This window comes from Winslowiella arboricola, from assembly GCF_025527015.1.
In the GTDB taxonomy this organism is placed as follows: Bacteria; Pseudomonadota; Gammaproteobacteria; order Enterobacterales; family Enterobacteriaceae; genus Erwinia; species Erwinia arboricola.
Genome location: NZ_JAODIM010000043.1, coordinates 1,436,766 through 1,455,751, shown reverse-complemented (window position 1 = coordinate 1,455,751; position 18,986 = coordinate 1,436,766). Strand labels below are relative to the sequence as shown.

Below are 18,986 nucleotides of genomic sequence, written 5' to 3'. Positions count from 1 at the left end.
ACTGAGATTTTATTTTCCCAGGGAAAGTTAAGTATTAATGAGGTTAAAATGAAGAAGTCGGTTTATTTACTGTTAACCGGTGTTGTTATGACTCCGCTGGTTGCAGCCGCTGCGGATGCTGGTCCGCAGGAGAATTACTGGTGGAGTGGCGAAGTACAAAACACGGGTTTTCAGCAAGCGCTGAAGCAATTTGATCTGACGCCACAGCAATTAACGTCAGACCCGCAAACTGCGCTGGCGCGCTCGCGGGACAGAAACGATCCGCTGTACTGGATCAAGCGGACTCTGGAGATCTATCCTGCGGATAACGGCCGTGAATTTAAGATTCCTGTCACTGAGGTGCATGCCAATGGCCGTGCACGTACCCACGCACACGGCAGAACCGGGCATTTTATTACACCGATATTTGTGCAGGCGGGTGATAAAATTAAAGTCAGCGCTGGCAATTACAACGATAATCAAATCGACTGTAGCGTTTCAACGGGCGTAAAATTTAATGATGAAAACCATATTTTTGATGTAATCAAACTGGTTAAAAACAGTAACGTTGAATATCAGGCCAAACAACAAGGTACATTGATGCTGGCCTGTTTTGATAAAACCCGTGATATACAGCATTACGAAACCATGGTGCCAATTACTGTCGGATCCGGCGGTAAAACGCATCCGATTTTTATTTTTGGCCGTTCGTCGCAGCAGGAGTGGGAAACACAGATCAGTCAGACGCCTAACCCTCTGGGACAAGTACTGCTGTTTAGCGGGCGTTCACGCCTCTATGCGCCAGCTGCGAAAGCGAAAGCCTCTGCGCACGACGACATCATTAGTTTAATGCGCGAACACCTGCTGATGACCATCGAGAGTGATAAGGTTAATGGCTTTGACAGCACGCAAAGTGCGTTAAACCTGCCGACGCAGGGACTGATTAATGCCTCTTATGAAGGATGCTGTTCTGCAGCTGGCGGTCAGGGGTTGGTGCGGATTGGCTTCAGTAACAAACTCAGACCGACCGCTTGGGGCGAATGGCATGAATATGGTCATCAGTACCAGTTTGGCGGCGTGACCTGGTCAGGTCTTACTGAGGTGAGTGTCAATATCTACTCGGTGGCGATTCAGCATTTGTTAACCGGTAAAGTGAATGCTAAAGCCTGTTTTCAGAATAAAAGTGACAAAGATGGCGTTGTCCCACGCGATCCTGATGCTGTCGTAAACTTTCTGAAGTCTGGTGAGCCTTATCAGTTTGATCAGGGCGGCAGCGGCACTGAATTTGCCCGGATGGTGATGTTCTGTCAGCTGTTATCCAGCTATGACAATCTTTATCCGCAACTGGGCAAAGCATGGCGCGCGGCTTATCACTACGGTGATAATGCGGCACAGTTTAACACTGCGCAGAAAACCAAAGACTGGTTTGTCATTAATGCCAGCCGTTTCTCTGGCCATGATTTACGTAGCTTCTTCGATAAATGGGGGCTGGGTTATAGCGCCGCAGCTGCCGCTGAAATCGTCAACCTGCGTCTGCCGGCTCCTGATGAGCTGATTAGCGAACCGGAACCGCAGCCGGAACCGCAGCCTGAGCCACAGCCGGAACCGCAACCTGAGCCACAGCCGGAACCGCAACCTGAGCCACAACCTGAGCCACAACCTGAGCCACAGCCGGAACCGCAGCCTCAACCCGGTTATCCGGCTTTCAGTGACAACACGGTTTATCATGCCGGTGATATTGTGAAATCACGCAATGGTAAGCTTTATCAGTGCAAACCCTGGCCTTATACCGGTTGGTGTACGGTGAAAACTGCAGCACAAATGTTGCATTATGAACCGGGGATGGGTCTTAACTGGAAAGAGGCGTGGACGCTGTATCAGTAGTCTGACTTGTAGCTGGCAAGCTGCCAGCCGTCACTGTTAACCCACAAGCGAACCCCATTCTGGTGGTTCGCTTGTTATTTTATGGCCGCCCTATTTTGGCGTCAGCAGGCGCTCCACCAGCCGCAGCCAGATGCCAATTCCCTGCTCAATTATCGCATCGTTAAAATCATACCAGGCATTATGCAACGGGCGTGAAGGGGTGTCGCCGTCGGCGCCGATCCAGAAATAGGCGCCCGGACAGGCTTCCAGCATGCAGCCAAAATCTTCAGATGCCATTGATGGGCTGACTTCCCAGCGCAGCGCATCTTCACCCAGCGCGCTAATCGCAGCATCGCGTACGTTCAGTGCCGGTTGCGGATGATTTTTGGTTACCGGATAGCCGGGATACCAGTTAATCGCCCCTTCGACATCAAACGGAGCCGGTAAAGTCGTGACAAAATCGTCAATCAACCCGCGAACTTTAGTGCGCACTTCGCTCTGCAAACAACGCACCGTTCCGCGCAGCTTCACCTGTTCAGGGATCACATTGATAGCTTCGCCGCCGTTAATCTGGGTAATGCTGACCACCGCAGAAGCAAGCGGCGACAGGCGACGGGCCGGAATGGTTTGCAGCGCCATAATCAGTTCAGCGGCGGTCACAATCGGATCGGCACCGCTCTCGGGCATCGCAGCATGGCAGCTTTTGCCGGTTAAGGTGATTTCAAACGAATCCAGTGACGCCATCATTACGCCACTATTGACCGCTACAGTTCCGAGCGGCAATCCCGGCCAGTTATGCAGACCGTAAATGGCGTCCATCGGAAACAGGGTAAACAGTCCGTCTTCGACCATTTTGCGCGCGCCGCCAAGATTCTCTTCGGCTGGCTGGAAGACAAAGTGCAAAGTGCCGCTAAATCGACGCGTCTGGCTTAGCAGCTTAGCGGTAGCCAGCAGGATCGCGGTATGGCCATCGTGCCCGCAGGCGTGCATCACACCGGGATTGTTCGATTTATGTGCCGGATTACCCAGTTCGGTAATGGGCAGTGCATCCATATCCGCGCGCAGGCCAATCACCGGGCCCGGGCCATTTTCCAGCGTGCCGACCACGCCGGTGCCCGCCAGTCCTGTATGCACCTGCAAACCAAAGGCGCGCAGCTGTTCAGCGACCATTCGCGATGTCTGATGTTCCTGATAGCCCAGTTCGGGCTGCGCATGTAGCTGGCGTCGCCAGTTAATCGCTTCTTCAATTAACGAAACAGGAATGGTCATAAATGCGCTTTTCTCCATGTTATTGCCGTAGATCCCCAGCATTACCGCGAGCTGATTTGACTTCCACTTTAGTTGCAACAGAGGCGCGTCGTCCATCTGTCGCAGCAGAAAATCCTTTTTATCCTGGCAATGGCGGCCAGGCAACGAAACTTTGTGAGCCAGACTGAATAATTATCGATGTTATTTTGCAGTTGCAGCGCGGTGTCGTAAACATAACCCATTGCTGCTCTTTTTCTGCGCAATTATGGTGCACTGCGGGTGGTGATTTGCGCCATAAAGGGGCGTGAGAAAATGGAGAAGCCAGCAGATTGGGCTTTGCTGATTGGCATTGCTCTTGCATGAACTTGTATATACATGAGCGGACAGAGCTATAACAGCTTGCCGTTAAATTCACCAGAAGGAAACCAACATGCTTTCTCTCCGTGCGTTGAAAAACACTCTCGCCGCTGCCTGCTGTTTTGGTCTGCTGGCTTCCACCTCGTCAATGGCTGCTGTGGAAGCAGGAACCCTGAAAATGGGGGTTGAACCCTGGCTTGGCTACGGCCAGTGGCATGTTGCCGTTGAGCATGACCTGTTTAAAAAACAGGGATTTGAAAAGGTCGAAGTGATTAACTTCGCCGAAGATAAAGATATTAACGCGGCGCTGGCCAGCGGGCAAATTGATGCGGCAAATATCGCTTCGCACACCGCGATGGGCATGATCTCCGCCGGACTGCCGGTGAAAGTGGTGCTGCTGCTCGATCAAAGTAACACCGCCGATGCGATGCTGGTGTCAAAAGAGATCGGCTCGTTAAAAGATCTGAAAGGTAAGCAGGTCGCCTACGAAGAGGGGACTACCAGCGATATTCTGCTGCGCAGCGCGCTGGCGTCCGCGGGCATGTCTTTCAGCGACATCAAACCGGTGCCGATGCCTGCGGCTTCCGCCGGCAGTGCGCTGATTGCCAAACGTGTGCCGGCGGCCGTCACCTATGAACCCTATCTGTCGGTGGCGATGCAGGGCGATGCCAGCCTGAAAATGCTCTACAGCGGCCACTCCGATCCGGGCCTGATCAGTGACGTGCTGGTGGTGCGCGATGACGCGATAAAAAATAAACCCGGCCAGATTGCCGCCCTGATTAAAACCTGGGATGCCGCGCTGGCACACTATCAGGCTAACACGGTTGCCGATCGCGCAGTGATTGCCAAAGCGGTCGGCGCCACGCCGGATGAACTGAAAACCGCCTTTGATGGTGTGAAGTACTACACGCTGGCAGAAAACAAACAGCTGCTGGGCCATGACTACTCGAGCAAAACCTTCCCGCACATTCTGAAAGCCGCTACGGAAGCCGGCATTATCCAGCAACCGGTGACCCCGGCGCAGGTGATTGACGCCCGTTTTGTTAATGCCGATTAAGTTCGGAGGTGATATGAGTTCGTTAAAGCTGGAGGGCGCAGGCCCTCCATCCAAACCGCGTCGTCGTCGCTGGAGCCTGATGACTATCGGCAAAGCGCCCACGCAGAGTCAGTTTCTGACGATCGCCATTATTGTCTTTGTGGTGCTGATTGGCAGCTGGTGGCTGGCGACACGTAGCGGTGCGATTCCGCCGCTGTTTCTGCCGGGGCTCGATCGTGTCTGGCAGCGCATGCTGGCGTTAGCGGTAAACGGCACGCTGTGGAGCGATGTACAGAGCAGCTTGTACCGGATTGTTATCGCTTTTGCCATTTCGTCGCTAATGGCGATTGTGATTGGCGTGCTGGCCGGTTGCTACGGGCTGTTTAAGGCAATTGTTGAACCGCTGGTGGATTTTATCCGTTATATGCCGGTGGTGGCTTTTGTGCCGCTGACCATCTTATGGACCGGCACCGACGACTTCCAGAAGTTTCTGGTGATCTGGATTGGCACCTTTTTCCAGCAGGTGCTGATGATGATTGATGCGGTAAAACGCGTGCCGATCGATTTTATCGGGCTGGGCCGCACGCTGGGCATGCCGGATCGCAAAATCCTGTTCCGTATTGTGTTACCGGCGGCGTTTCCGGCGATCTGGGATGCCTTGCGGATCAGCCTTGGCTGGGCGTGGACCTGGCTGGTGCTGGCTGAACTGGTGGCCTCGACCTCCGGCCTTGGCTATCGCATTGTGGTTTCGCAACGCTATTTCCAGACTGACACCATTATTGGCTACATCCTGCTGCTGGGGCTGCTGGGATTAATCACCGACCAGCTGATGCGCGCCGCCGAGCGTGTGCTGTTCCGCTACAACCGGAGACGTTCCTGATGGCGACATTAACCTTAAAAAATCTGGATAAGAGCTTCTCTCTGGGGAAAACGCGGCGTCAGGTGCTGCACGGTATCGATTTAACCCTGCATGATAACGAATTTGTCTCGGTGGTCGGTTCATCCGGCTGCGGCAAAAGTACGCTGTTATCGATTGCCGCCGGGCTGGAAGAGTTCGACAGCGGCGATGTGCTGGTAGATGGCCGCTCGATTACCGGCCCCGGCATCGACCGTGGCGTGGTATTCCAGTCCTACACGCTGCTGCCGTGGCTCACCGCACGGCAGAATATTGAATTTGCGCTGAAAGCGGCGGGGATCCCGGCGAATCAGTGTCGCGATATTGCGCAGCAGCATCTGGAGCTGGTGAAGCTCGGCAGTTCCGGCGACCGCTGGCCGGGCGAGCTTTCCGGCGGCATGAAGCAGCGTGTCGCCATTGCGCGCGCGCTCTCCTACCGGCCAAAAATCCTGCTGATGGATGAGCCATTTGGCGCGCTTGACGCCATGACGCGCCATCAGATGCAACAGTTGCTGATTGAAATCTGGGAGAAGCATCGTCTGACGGTGATGTTTGTCACCCATGATATCGAAGAGGCGGTATGGCTGTCGGATCGCATTGTGGTGATGGGGCCAGGGGTGATTGACTCAACCTTTGACGTCAATCTGCCACGTCCGCGTCTGGAAACCATGAACCGTGAGCCTGAATTTATTGACCTGCAACATCGCGTGCTGGATCGCATTCGCCAGCCTGCGCTCGCTAACTAATGAAGGAATAGATGATGTCTGTAACTTTTCACGATCTCTCGGCTGCCGATCACCTGCCGACCCAGCTGTTTAAACGTACTGAATCGGATCTCTCTTTTTTCAGCGAGCGCGTGACGCCGATTATTGCCGCCGTTAAAGCGCAAGGTGACGCGGCGTTGATCCGTTTTGGCCGTGAGTTTGATGGCGTGCAGCCGGAACATTTTTCCCTGCGCGCGGAAGAGCGCGAATTTGACGAAGCCTTTGCGCGTATGGACCCGGAAGTGATTGCGTCAATTCGCTTCTCAGTCGAGAACGTGCGCGCTTTCCATGAAGCGCAGAAGCCGGAAGAGATGTGGCTGAAAGAGATGCAGCCAGGGGCGTTTGCCGGCGATCGTCATGTGCCGATTGATGCGGTGGCCTGCTATGTGCCGCGCGGTAAAGGTTCATTCCCCAGCGTACTGATTATGACGGCGGTGCCCGCGGTGGTGGCCGGGGTGCCGCGCGCGATTGTGATTACACCGCCAGGGCCGGATGGCAAAGTGGATGATGCGACGCTGGTGGCGGCGCGGCTGGTGGGGATTACCGAGATCTATAAATGCGGCGGTGCGCAGGGCGTGGCGGCGGTGGCTTATGGCACTGAAACGGTACCGAAATGCCTGAAAATTGTCGGGCCAGGCAGTCCGTGGGTGGTGGCCGCGAAACGTCAGCTCACCCATCTGCTGGATCCGGGGGTACCGGCTGGCCCGAGTGAAAGTCTGATACTGGCCGATGACAGTATTGACGGTGCGCTGGCGGCGCTTGATTTGCTGATCGAATCTGAGCATGGTCCTGACTCCTCAGCATATCTGGTGACCTCCAGCCGTCGCGTGGCGGAACAGGCGATTGCCGCGCTGCCGGGCTACTGGGCGCAGCAAACCGCGCAGCGCGCCGGGTTCTCGCAGCAAGTACTGTGTGGCGATCACGGCGGGGTGGTGCTGACCAAAGATTTCGCCACTGCGGTGGAGTTTGTTAATCAGTATGCACCGGAGCATCTGGAGATTCTGACTGCGGAACCGATGGCGGTCATGACGCAAATCCGCAATGCCGGTGAGATATTGCTGGGAAAATATACTCCGATTACGCTGGGCAACTTTGTCCTTGGCCCGAACGCGGTGCTGCCCACCAATGGCGCGGCAAAAACCGCCGGACCGCTGTCGGTATTCGACTATATGAAACGTATTTCAGTCGGTTATGTCACTGCGGCGGGCTACCAGCCATTAGCCGATAAAGCCAAACGCTTTGCTGAATACGAAGGTTTCCCGGGCCATGCGCTGGCGGTTTCCGGGCTGCGTAATACCCTGCTGGAAGGGGATAAGCATGGCTGAATATTTACGTCAGCCGCTCGCCGCTGAGGCGCGCACTCTGGCGCGCGCCGGAGAGTGGCAGCAGGCCAGTGAGAAACTGTGCCAGTTAATCAGCGAAGTGACCGGCACCCGGGCGCTGAATTTGCAGATTAACCGCGATCAATACAGCCTTAACTCGCTAAATGGCCGGGTGACGCTGGCTGACGACCGCACACTGTTTTTTAAATATCACCATGAAGAGGGTGAAGATCACACCATCGAAGAGTATTACCGCGCGGAGCTGCTGCGTGAACATGGCTTTCGCGTCGATGTGCCGCTGTATGCCTGCGGTGAGCCGGGGCGGCAGATTCTGCTGTATCGCCTGCGCGACGATCGCCGGCTGGCGGATATCTGTCGTGATATCGAACTGCAACAGTCAGAGGTGGCGGAACAGCAGGTGATCGATGCGCAGCGCCGCGCCGATGCGGAAATCCTGCAGCAAACCCTGCCGACCTTGCAGGCCGGGTGTGCCACTGAAGTGGCCGCCGAGCCGATTCATCAGCTGTTTTATCACCGGTTGATCACCCCAGGCGAACAGCCCGGGCTGGGCGGGCGGGTAAAGCAGTTTTATGTTGATAAAAGCTTTCAGCTCGCCGACCAGCAGATGAGCTGGCAGACCCTGAGCAATCTGCAGTGGGAAATTAACGGTGTACGTTACCGCCACACGCTGCGTCAGCTGTTCCTTGAAGCAGCAACCACGCTGGCGCCCGCTGCACTGGCGCAGCATGGGGTGGTAGTGGCGCATGGCGATGCGCATAACGCCAATGTCTGGTATGAAACCCACGACAACGCGGCGCAGCTGGTAAGTTTTGATCCGGCCTTTGCTGGCAGCCATATTCCGGCGCTGCTGGCGGAGATTAAAGCCACTTTCCATAATATCTTTGCCCATCCCTGCTGGTTATACGAACCGGCGCTGGCTGACGATTTGTATCAGGTCGCGGTGGCGCGCGTCGGCGATACCTTAAAGGTCAGCCACAACTGGCAGCTGACCTCGCTACGCGCGGCGTTTCTGCGCAGTAAAGGCGATCTCTACTGGCGGCCGCTGCTGAATGAGCTGAAAGCGCGCGGACTGTTGCCGGGCAACTGGCAGCGGATTATGCGGCTGGCGCTGTTTTGTTGTCCGACGCTGGTGCTCGATCTGCGCGCCGCTGGCGGCAGCGGTCACACGGCGACCAGTTCAGTATTAGGGCTGGCTATCGCGGTGATGCTCGGCAGTGAAGGTGACGATGAATTTAACCGCTGGCTGCAACAGCTGGTGTGAGGAGCAGGCGATGAAAGCGGTGCGTTTATATGGCGTCGGCGATTTGCGGGTTAAGACGCTTGATCTTCCGCAGATGGCCGCGAATCAGCTACGGCTGAAAGTGCTGGCGGCGGGCATTTGCGGCTCGGATCTGCATAACTATCGTACCGGCAAGTGGATAGCTCAGCTGCCGGTGACGCCGGGGCATGAGATTTGTGGCGAAGTGCTGGAAGTGGGTGCCGATGTGCGCGGTTTCCAGCCTGGCGATCGGGTGGTTGCCGATTCGCGCGTCTGGTGTGGTGAGTGTCCGGCCTGTCAGCGCCGCAGCTTTAATCTCTGTACCGCGCTGGGTTTTGTCGGTGAAGTCTGTGATGGCGGTTTTGCTGAACAGACGGTATTACCTCCAGAGGGGGTACTCAAAGTGCCAGCGGATCTGCCGCCTGCGGTGGCGGTGCTCAGCGAACCGCTGGGGGTGGCGCAGCGGGTGGTGAATCAGTTGCGTATTCCGGCGGGTGCCCGGGTGCGGGTGGCCGGAGGCGGCACGATAGGCGGGCTGGTGGCGTTGCTGTTACATGATGTCGCGCATTGCCAGGTGCAGCTGTCAGAACCCAATGCTGCGCGTCATCATCTGCTGGCGCAGATTATTCCGCTACAGCCGCAAGGTGAGTTTGACTATGCGGTGGAGGCCACGGGTATCACCGGCGTGCTGCAACAGCTGGTAGACGAGATTACCGCCGGTGGTCGTATCGCGCTGGTCGGGCTGTTTCATCATCGCGCGGATTTTGATTTTAATCGTCTGGTGGAGCGTGAAATCGATCTGGTGGGTTGTAGCGTATTTGCCGATGAGCAGCGTCAGGCGCTGGCGCTGCTGCCGCAACTGGCGGATAAACTGGCGACGCTGACCGCGCCGCCCATCGCGCTGGATGCGGTGCCGCAGACCTATCGCGAGCTGATTGCCGGCAACAGCCGCTGGTTAAAGTCGTGGGTGCAACCATGAATGCGACGATGCAACGTTTTTTATTATCCGGTAAGCGCGCACTGGTAACCGGCGGCACGCGCGGCATTGGCTTCGCGCTGGCGGCGGGACTGGCGCAGGCCGGTGCGCAGGTGATCATTACTGGTCGCCAGCAGGCAACGCTCGACGCAGCGGTGGCGCAGTTGCAGCAGCTTGATGTCACCGCCAGCGGTCTGCTGCTGGATGTGACGCAACCCGAACAGATCCGCGCCGCGTTTGCTGCGCTGGAGGCGCCGGATATTTTGATTAATAACGCCGGAACTGAGCAGCTGTGTGCGTCGCTGGATGTTGATGAAGCGCTGTGGCAGCGTATTGTCGATACCAATCTGAAAGGCGCGTTTTTCTGTGCGCAGGCGGCGGCGCGTCTGATGAGCAGCAACGGCGGTGGAGCGATAATCAATCTCTGCTCGCTAACCAGCAAAGTGGGCGTGCCTGGCGCGGCGGCTTATGGCGCATCAAAGTCCGGTCTGGTGGGGCTGACGCATACCCTGAGCAGCGAATGGGCGTCACTGGGCATTCGAGTAAACGGTATCGGGCCGGGCTATTTCAGCACCGATATGACTGAGGTGTTTTATCAGGACAGCGCCTGGTGCGCCGCGATGCTGGCGAAAATTCCGCTGGGTCGCTTTGGTGAGCTGGACGATCTGGTCGGAGCGACGATTTTCCTCTGCTCCGATGCCGCCCGCTATATCACCGGCCAGGTGCTTTATATCGATGGCGGCTATTTAGCGTCGATTTAAACCCGCCTTCCTCCAATATCATGCTGTCTCTCGATTAGATCTGCTGATCGAGAGACTTCAGATGCTATTAATTAAATAATAATTTTAAATGACATTATTATTTTGCGTAGATAAATATCAACCAAAGTCATTTGCATCAGTGCAAAAAATGATCTTTAATCTTTTAAAGGATTGGGTTTACGCCGGGGATAAGGAAAGGTCACGTATGCCAATAAGCATCCCCATCATCTGCACAAAGTATGTAAAGGTGTCGATACCAATCCGCAAAACTCATTACACAGTGATGTTGCAATAAACTATATTAACGGGCATTTACGCTCTCACCCGATGTTGCCAGCAAATTTTACAGCAAATGGATGCGCGAAAATGGATAAAAAACTGATAGTCATTACCGGCGCCAGTTCTGGATTTGGTGCAGAGATCGCCAGGCAATTTAGCGCGCTTGGACATCCGTTATTATTGTTAGCCCGGCGCACAGGGCGTCTCTATGCACTTAACTTACCGCACACTCTGTGCCGTAGTATTGATGTTAACGATCGACAAAGTTTCGTCGAAGCTATCGATGAGGCGGAAGAGCGATATGGGCCGGTAGACTGTATCGTTAATAATGCCGGTATTATGCTGCTGGGCAGTATTGAGCAACAGGGCGATACTGAATGGCGCAAGATGTTTGAAACTAATGTATTAGGATTACTCAATGGCATGAGCATTGTGCTGGAGAGCATGAAGAAAAATCAACGGGGCACCATCATTAATATCAGTTCACTGGCAGGCCGCAAAACCTATGAGCATCATGCCGCCTATTCGGGGACTAAGTTTGCGGTGCATGGTATTTCGGAAACGGTAAGATGGGAAATGGCGCCTTATAATATTCGGGTGATAACTCTTGCGCCGGGGGCTGCCGAAACGGAGTTACTTGACCATATTACCAGCGATCAGATTGTTGACGAATACCGTCAGTGGAAAAGTGATATTGGCGGTGTAATGTCCGCAGAAGAGGTGGCAAAATCGGTAGTTTTCGCCTACTCACTACCACAAAGTGTATGCATTCGCGAGCTGGTTATTGCCCCAACTAAACAACAAAATTAATCCTCATGATAAATTATCGATCAGTTTAAATCTTTCCGTTTATTGAGGATTTTTTGTATGGCTTCCTGCTCCGTTTCTGCACCTTCAATATTATCTTCAAAAATGGCGACCCAATAGTCTGATAACGATCCTTTTTGATGGGGTAAGTTTTTTGTTTTTATCCGTTGATCTTTCTTTTTATCGTTCATAACTTTTCCATAAGTTATCTGCATTGATATTGAGGTGATATATATAGTTAGCTAATGATTATTTTAGGGGGTGAAGATGGTTGATTTATATCGTAGAGAAAAATCGCAAACAACACAAGCAGTCAAGAGAAATATTGAATGGTATTATCATAATCCGATTATCCCATGGGATGTCGGTATTATGTTAGTTATGGCAATGCTATCAACGTGGTTTTCATCATCTTATCCCCTCTCCAGTTATTATCAATTATAAATAAAAGCTCCAAAACTTCGGAGGTTTTATTTTTTCAGCAATTGACGGTTAGCATGAATATTTTTATATTGCTTTTATCAGGGAGTTATCTCTTTTTATTTAGCCTGGGCTGTACCTGATATTATTCATGCCAACACCGGGAGGCCACTGTTGGGTACTGCCCAGACTAAAGCAAGCCGGGAGGGAGATAGCATTTTATAGCTGAGGGCGTATTGCACCGGCATAATGCAGCAAATGTGGACCCAGTTGCGCCAGATTACTGCAACCCAGTTGCGCCAGCGTGCGGTCGATCTCGCTACGCAACAGGGTTAACGCCTGTTCGACACCCTCCTGACCATTGACTGCTACCGCATACAGCAGTGGGCGGCCAATCAGTACGGCATCGGCACCCAGCGCCAGCGCTTTCACCACCTCGGTGCCGCGACGGAAACCGCTGTCGATTAAAATGGTCGCTTCTGCGCCCACCGCCTGACGAATTTCCGCCAGCATCAGCAGCGGACTGAGGGTGCCATCCAGCTGACGGCCGCCGTGATTGGACAGCACCATGCCATTGGCACCGCAGGCCATCGCCTGCTGCGCGTCCTCTGCCGTCAGAATGCCTTTAATCAATAATTGCCCCGGCCACTGCTCGCGCAACCAGCGGATAGTCTGCCAGTCGAGCTGCGTCTCCATCTGCTCTGCGAAATAGGCCGCGCCGCCGACGCCACGCTGATACTGCGGTGGAATATAGGGCTTAAGATTGCCAAAACCCGGCATGCCTTGCGGCTTTAGCGTGCGCCACACCCAGCCAGGTTTACTGGCGACATTGAGCAGGCTGCTGAGCGAGAGTTTCATCGGGCGGCGGTAATGGCGTTTATCGCGTTCACGATTGCCAAAATGCACCGCATCCACTGAAACCACCAGTGTGCTGCAACCCGCTTTACGCGCACGTTTCAGCAGATCGATAGTGACCAGGCGATCTTTTAACACATACAGCTGAAACCAGTGATTGCCATCGCCGTCGGCGGCGATCTCCTCCATCGCCGCTGTCGACACGGTACTCTGGATCCAGGCGATATTGGCGGCGCGTGCGGCGCGCGCCAGCATCAGATCGGCCTGATAGCGCAGCATGCCGTTATAGCCGGTGGGGGCAATCAGCAGCGGCGCACTGAGTTTTTCATTGCCCAGTTGCAGGCTGAGATCGCGCTCGCTGGCGTCTTTCAGCACCGGCGGCACAAACTGCCAGCGATCAAAGACCTCACGGTTATGACGCAAAGTGATCTCATCTTCTGCACCGCCATCAACGTAATTAAAAGCAAACGCGGGCAGCACGCGTCTGGCCTGCTGACGAAAATCGTTAAGATTGAGGATCATAGCACCTGCCTGAGCGCGGCAATAAATCGCTGGTTATCGCCTGCGCTGCCAACTGACACCCTTAACCAGTCGCGGTAACCTGGTTCCAGCCAGGGTTTGATAATAATGCCAAACGCTAACAATTTTTTTGCCAGTTCGGCGCCGTCGCCATCAATGCGGAAAAACAGGAAATTGGCTTCAGAGGGGGCGATCTGCCGTACCAGAGGCTGCAATTCTGCTGCCAGCCACTGGCGTTGCTGCACCACCCAGGCGGCACTGTCGCGTACATGTTGCTGATCGTCCAGCGCCACCAGTGCGGCGGCTTGTGCGCTGCGATTGATATTAAACGGCGTACGCACGCGATTCAGCAGATCAACCAGCAGCGGATCGCTTGCCAGACCATAGCCGACGCGTAAACCGGCCAGGCCATAAGCTTTGGAGAAAGTGCGCAGCACAATCCATGGCCGTGACTGCTGACGCAGTAACGTCAGGCTGTCGGGATACGCTGCCAGATGGGCGCAGTACTCAAAATAGGCTTCGTCGACCACCAGCAGCGCATCCTGCGGCGCGGCATCAATCAGACGCTGAAATCCGCGCTGATCGAGCATGCAGCCCACCGGATTCGAGGGATTACTGAAGACAACCAGCTTGGCTGGCGTCGCCAGTGCGGTTTCCCATGCCGGGAGGTCGTACTCCATCTGCTGATTAACCGCCACCAGATCAACCTGCGCACCCATCAGCTGCGGATAGAGCTGATGCAGTCCGAAAGAGGGCAGCAGGGTGACTACGCGATCGCCGCTGTTAACAAAGGCGAGGCACAACAGTTTGAGCAACTCTTCCGAACCGTTGCCGATGGCGATGCAGTCAGCGGCGATGCCGGTTTTTACCGCCAGCGCATCGCGTAACGCGCTGCTGGCGGCATCGGGATAAATGGCGCTGCGCTGACTGCTGCTATTCAGCGCTGCCTGCACTGCCGGGCTGGCGCCTAACGGATTCTCATTGCTGGCCAGCCTTGAAATGGTTTCAACCTGCCAGGTGCTTCTTACGGCTTCATCTGAAAGCCCGGCGTTATATACGCCGAGTTCCAGCACATCCTTGCGCGCCAAAGCGTGGAGCGTATTGCTGAGCATAAAATCCCCCAAAATTATCAATCCAACCCCCTCCCCATAACATGGGGGAGGGCTGGGTGGGGGAGCCGCTATCTGGGGTCCAGAGTCGTTTGCTCCCCCATCCTGGCCTTCCACCGCCTGACGGGGGAAGGGACGCCAGCTCTGTCGTTATTTCACCATCGGCAGATTCAGCTGATGCTGCTGCGCGCAGGACTGGGCCAGTTCATAACCGGCATCCGCATGACGCATTACGCCGGTAGCCGGGTCATTCCACAGTACGCGTGACAGCCGCGCGTCGGCTTCGTTTGTGCCATCACAGACGATAACCATGCCAGCATGTTGCGAAAAGCCCATACCGACCCCGCCGCCATGATGCAGACTGACCCAAGTGGCGCCGCCAGCGGTATTCAGCAGGGCGTTCAGCAGCGGCCAGTCGGATACCGCATCGGAGCCATCTTTCATCGCTTCGGTTTCGCGGTTTGGCGAAGCCACCGAACCACAGTCAAGATGATCACGGCCAATCACAACCGGCGCTTTCAGCTCGCCATTACGCACCATTTCGTTAAATGCCAGTCCGGCCAGGTGGCGTTCACCGAGGCCCAGCCAGCAGATACGCGCCGGTAAGCCCTGGAAGGCGATACGCTCCTGCGCCATATCCAGCCAGCGGTGCAGATTGGTGTGGTGCGGGAACAGCTCTTTCAGTCTGGCATCGGTTTTATAGATATCTTCAGGATCGCCGGACAGCGCCACCCAGCGGAACGGTCCTTTACCTTCGCAAAACAGCGGACGGATATAGGCCGGTACAAAGCCCGGGAAATCAAAAGCGTTTTTCACCCCTTCTTCCAGCGCCACCTGACGAATATTGTTGCCGTAGTCGACAGTAGGAATGCCCATATGGCAGAAGTCGAGCATCGCCTGCACATGCACCGCCATTGAGGCGCGCGCGGCTTTCTCTACGGCTTTCGGGTCGCTGGTGCGTTCGCTGGCCCAGCGGTCGAGATCCCAGCCCTGCGGCAGATAGCCGTTAATCGGGTCGTGCGCGGAGGTCTGGTCGGTAACGATATCCGGTTTGATGCCACCCGCCTGTGCGCGTTTCACCAGTTCCGGCAGAATGTCTGCTGCATTGCCCAGCAGGCCGACCGAAATCGCACGTTTTTCATGCCTGGCGTCGGCAATCATTTTCAGCGCTTCATCAATGCTGAAAGCTTTGTAATCGAGATAGCGGGTGCGCAGACGGAAGTCGATACGTGACTCCTGACACTCTACTGCCAGCACCGATGCGCCCGCCAGTACGCCAGCCAGCGGTTGCGCGCCGCCCATGCCGCCGAGTCCGGCGGTCAGAATCCATTTGCCGCTCAGGTCGCCGTTATAGTGCTGACGTCCCGCTTCGACGAAGGTTTCAAACGTGCCCTGCACAATGCCCTGCGCACCGATATAGATCCAGGAACCGGCGGTCATCTGGCCGTACATCATCAGTCCGGCTTTATCCAGCTCGTGGAAGTGATCCCAGGTCGCCCAGTGGGGCACCAGATTAGAGTTGGCGATCAGCACGCGCGGTGCATCGGCATGGGTGCGGAACACGCCTACCGGTTTGCCGGACTGCACCAGCAGGGTCTCTTCAGGTTGCAGGGCGCGCAGTGAGCGCAGAATCTGCTCAAAGCACTCCCAGTTACGTGCCGCTTTACCAATCCCGCCGTAGACCACCAAATCTTCCGGACGCTCGGCAACATCCGGGTCGAGGTTATTCTGGATCATGCGGTACGCGGCTTCGATCAGCCAGTTGGCACAGTGCAGTTCACTGCCGTGCGGGGCTCGGATTTCGCGGGCTACCGCTTTGCTCAGGGATTCGCTCATTATGTCCTTCTCCTCAATTAGTGGGCTTCGCGTGCATGGCTTGGCAGCAGGGCGGCAATATGCGCGGGCCAGCTGTCGCTGCTTGCCCACAGGCGCATCTGTTCGATATCGGGGGCCATCAGACGATCTTTATCGAGGAAGGCGACGCGCTGACGCAGCTGCGCCAGTTCTGCTTCCAGCATCGCCGAGCTTTGCAGCGGACGATGGAAATCGATCCCCTGCGCTGCGGCCATCGCTTCAATCCCCACCACGGCGGCAGTGTTAAAGCACATGGCGCCCAGACGACGTGCGGCGTAAGTCGCCATCGAGACATGATCTTCCTGATTGGCGGACGTCGGCAGACTGTCGACGCTGCCGGGATGGGCGAGGGATTTGTTTTCGGAAGCCAGCGCCGCGGCGGTCACCTGGGCAATCATAAAACCGGAGTTGACGCCGCCATCGTTAACCAGGAACGGCGGCAGGCCGGAGAGGCCGGTATCCAGCAGCAGCGCCATGCGACGTTCGGAGATGGCGCCGATTTCCGCCACCGCCAGTGCGATAATATCGACGGCAAAGGCGACCGGTTCGGCGTGGAAATTGCCGCCAGAGATCACATCACCGGTTGCGGAAAACACCAGCGGGTTATCGGAAGCGGCATTGGCTTCAATCTGCAATACGCGTGCGGAGTGGCTCAGGTTATCGAGACAAGCGCCCATCACCTGCGGTACGCAACGAATTGAATAGGGATCCTGCACGCGGCCACAGTTGGCATGCGATGTAAGGATTTCACTGCCTGCCAGCAGCGTTGAGACCGCCTCAGCCACGGCAATTTGTCCGCTTTGACCGCGTGCCTGATGAATACGTGAATCGTAAGGTTTAATCGAACCTTTAATTGCTTCCAGCGACAGCGCGCCAGCCACCAGCCCGGCGGCAAACACTTTTTCCGCCTCGAACAGACCGCGCAGCGCCAGCGCAGTAGAGACCTGGGTGCCGTTGAGCAACGCCAGGCCCTCTTTTGGACCCAGCACAAAAGGTTGCAGTCCGGCCAGTTTCAGCCCCGCAACCGCGTCGATCAGTTTGCCCGCTACGCGCACTTCGCCTTCGCCGAGCAGCATCAGGGAAAGATGTGCTAACGGCGCCAGATCGCCGGACGCGCCGACGGAACCTTTTTCCGGGATGCAGGGCATAATGCCGGCATTAAACAGGGTGATCAGCGCATCAATCAGCTCGATACGCACCCCGGAGTGGCCGCGCGCCAGGCTGATCACTTTGGTCGCCATCACCAGGCGCACCACGTTATCGGGCAGCAGATCGCCAAGCCCCACACTGTGCGATAACACCAGATTGCGCTGCAATTCGGCCAGACGCTGCGCCGGAATCGAGGTCTGCGCCAGTTTGCCAAAGCCGGTGTTGATGCCGTAGGTAACCTTGCCCGAGCTGACGATGGCGGTCACGGTATCGTGCGCTTTCAGCACTTCTTCACGTGCGCTGTCATCCAGTGTCAGGGTTACGCCGCCATGGTAAATGGTCTTGAGCATCGCTAAATCCACCGCGCCGGGGATTAAACGACATTCTTGCGTAGTGAGCGACATAGTATACTCCTGTCTATACAAGTTCGGCGAAGAGAAAACCCGGTTATTACCGGGTATATCACCCGCTGCTAAAGAGCAACAGGCTGAGTGAGGGTTGACTATATTGAGTGAAGCATAAGTGTATAGTCTTGTCTATACAACCAAGCAATCACTGTGCCAACCCGATCACAAAATGGCTTTACCGTGCTGCGCGGCTTCTGAGACAGGTAGCGGCAAGTGACGGCGTGCAGTTGCACCGTGATAAGGCAGTGATCGCACCACCGGCGTGCAAGGTGGCAGCCTGCAGATGTATATACATTTGCGCAATCAGGCAGTAAACTGAGGTTAATTCGTTTATTAAGGATCTCTAATATGGTCGAGCAGACTGCCATTTCGCAACTCGCAGCCGCAATGAGCGATCAGCCTGCGCCGATCTATCAGCGTGTTAAACAGGCGATCGTCAGCCAGATCAGTGAAGGGGTGTGGAAAGCCAACCAGCGCGTGCCATCGGAAAGCGAACTGGTGAATCGGTTAGGCGTCAGTCGGATGACCATCAACCGTGCGCTACGCGAGCTGACCAGCGAAGGCTATCTGATCCGTATGCAGGGCGTCGGCACTTTTGTCGCCGAGAGCAAAGGCTATACCGCGATGCTGGAAGTGCATAATATCGCGGAAGAGATTGCGCAGCGTGGTCATAAACACAGCAGCAAGATTCTGACCCTCGGCGAAATAAAAGCGGACCCGGAACAGGCGGCGGTGCTGGGACTGGCTACCGGTCAGTCGATTTTCCATTCGCTGATTATCCATTACGAGAATGAGTTGCCGGTGCAGCTGGAAGATCGTCTGGTGAACCCGCAAATGGCGCCAGATTATCTGCGGCAGGATTACGCCAGTCAGACGCCTTACACCTATCTGATGCATGTGGCGCCGCTGACGGCGGGCGAGCATATTGTCGAAGCGGTATTGCCGGATATGCGTCAGCGCAAGCATCTGGCGCTGGACGAGCATGAACCCTGTCTGCTGATTCGTCGTCAGACCTGGAGCGAGGCGAAAATCGTCACCTATGCCAGACTGCTCTATCCCGGCTCGCGCTATAAGTTGTTAGGGCGGTTTAAAGGCCACGGCTGAGGC

The 18,986-nt window shown here is 55.6% G+C and carries 16 protein-coding genes; 10 read left to right on the top strand and 6 right to left on the bottom strand.

From position 1 onward, the window contains the following. Positions 1-48 precede the first annotated feature (48 nt). Positions 49-1,863 (top strand): M60 family metallopeptidase, encoded by a 1,815-nt coding sequence (locus N5923_RS24400; protein ID WP_267142301.1) that lies wholly within the window; start codon positions 49-51, stop codon positions 1,861-1,863. A gap of 90 nt (positions 1,864-1,953) precedes the next feature. Here the strand turns inward: N5923_RS24400 and N5923_RS24395 are convergent, their stop codons facing one another. After that, complete coding sequence (locus N5923_RS24395; RefSeq protein ID WP_267142352.1) at positions 1,954-3,111, bottom strand: M20 aminoacylase family protein; 1,158 nt, start codon at positions 3,109-3,111, stop codon at positions 1,954-1,956. 409 nt (positions 3,112-3,520) lie between these two features. Here N5923_RS24395 and N5923_RS24390 point away from each other — a divergent pair, with 409 nt between their 5' ends. The 8 genes from N5923_RS24390 (at position 3,521) to N5923_RS24355 (ending at position 11,569) form a co-directional block, all read left to right on the top strand. Next, complete coding sequence (locus N5923_RS24390; RefSeq protein ID WP_267142302.1) at positions 3,521-4,504, top strand: ABC transporter substrate-binding protein; 984 nt, start codon at positions 3,521-3,523, stop codon at positions 4,502-4,504. 13 nt (positions 4,505-4,517) lie between these two features. Then, positions 4,518-5,363, top strand: coding sequence for an ABC transporter permease (locus N5923_RS24385; RefSeq protein ID WP_267142303.1), 846 nt, complete (start codon positions 4,518-4,520; stop codon positions 5,361-5,363). Further along, the gene (locus N5923_RS24380; protein WP_267142304.1) at positions 5,363-6,124 is read left to right on the top strand and encodes an ABC transporter ATP-binding protein; all 762 of its coding nucleotides are present in this window, start codon (positions 5,363-5,365) and stop codon (positions 6,122-6,124) included. Before N5923_RS24385 ends, N5923_RS24380 begins: the two co-directional genes overlap by 1 nt. A gap of 14 nt (positions 6,125-6,138) precedes the next feature. Then, positions 6,139-7,467: a histidinol dehydrogenase gene (gene hisD, locus N5923_RS24375; protein ID WP_267142305.1), complete on the top strand. Its 1,329-nt coding sequence runs from the start codon at positions 6,139-6,141 to the stop codon at positions 7,465-7,467. Beyond that, positions 7,460-8,746: a hypothetical protein gene (locus N5923_RS24370; protein WP_267142306.1), complete on the top strand. Its 1,287-nt coding sequence runs from the start codon at positions 7,460-7,462 to the stop codon at positions 8,744-8,746. The genes hisD and N5923_RS24370 overlap by 8 nt, the downstream gene beginning before the upstream one ends. Continuing rightward, positions 8,712-9,722 (top strand): zinc-dependent alcohol dehydrogenase, encoded by a 1,011-nt coding sequence (locus N5923_RS24365; protein ID WP_267142307.1) that lies wholly within the window; start codon positions 8,712-8,714, stop codon positions 9,720-9,722. The genes N5923_RS24370 and N5923_RS24365 overlap by 35 nt, the downstream gene beginning before the upstream one ends. A gap of 8 nt (positions 9,723-9,730) precedes the next feature. Continuing rightward, on the top strand, positions 9,731-10,480 hold the full coding sequence (locus tag N5923_RS24360; protein WP_267142308.1) for an SDR family NAD(P)-dependent oxidoreductase: 750 nt from the start codon (positions 9,731-9,733) through the stop codon (positions 10,478-10,480). Positions 10,481-10,846: 366 nt separating this feature from the next. Next, positions 10,847-11,569, top strand: a complete 723-nt coding sequence (locus tag N5923_RS24355; protein ID WP_267142309.1) for an SDR family oxidoreductase — start codon at positions 10,847-10,849, stop codon at positions 11,567-11,569. Between the two features lie 20 nt (positions 11,570-11,589). Here the strand turns inward: N5923_RS24355 and N5923_RS24350 are convergent, their stop codons facing one another. From N5923_RS24350 to hutH, 5 genes are all read right to left on the bottom strand, one after another. Continuing rightward, entirely contained in the window at positions 11,590-11,757 is a 168-nt protein-coding gene (locus N5923_RS24350) for a hypothetical protein (RefSeq protein WP_267142310.1), read from the bottom strand. Between the two features lie 448 nt (positions 11,758-12,205). After that, positions 12,206-13,363 carry an alpha-hydroxy acid oxidase gene (locus tag N5923_RS24345; protein ID WP_267142311.1) on the bottom strand — a complete coding sequence of 386 codons (1,158 nt, stop codon included), beginning with the start codon at positions 13,361-13,363 and terminating at the stop codon, positions 12,206-12,208. Beyond that, positions 13,360-14,472 carry a histidinol-phosphate transaminase gene (gene hisC / locus N5923_RS24340; protein ID WP_267142312.1) on the bottom strand — a complete coding sequence of 371 codons (1,113 nt, stop codon included), beginning with the start codon at positions 14,470-14,472 and terminating at the stop codon, positions 13,360-13,362. Before hisC ends, N5923_RS24345 begins: the two co-directional genes overlap by 4 nt. Positions 14,473-14,619: 147 nt before the next feature. Further along, the gene (gene hutU, locus N5923_RS24335; protein WP_267142313.1) at positions 14,620-16,305 is read right to left on the bottom strand and encodes a urocanate hydratase; all 1,686 of its coding nucleotides are present in this window, start codon (positions 16,303-16,305) and stop codon (positions 14,620-14,622) included. Positions 16,306-16,322: 17 nt separating this feature from the next. Further along, positions 16,323-17,876 (bottom strand): histidine ammonia-lyase, encoded by a 1,554-nt coding sequence (hutH, locus tag N5923_RS24330; RefSeq protein ID WP_267142314.1) that lies wholly within the window; start codon positions 17,874-17,876, stop codon positions 16,323-16,325. Between the two features lie 351 nt (positions 17,877-18,227). On the opposite strand from hutH, the gene hutC reads away from it, so the two are divergent. Further along, on the top strand, positions 18,228-18,983 hold the full coding sequence (gene hutC / locus N5923_RS24325; RefSeq protein ID WP_267142315.1) for a histidine utilization repressor: 756 nt from the start codon (positions 18,228-18,230) through the stop codon (positions 18,981-18,983). Positions 18,984-18,986: the final 3 nt, after the last annotated feature.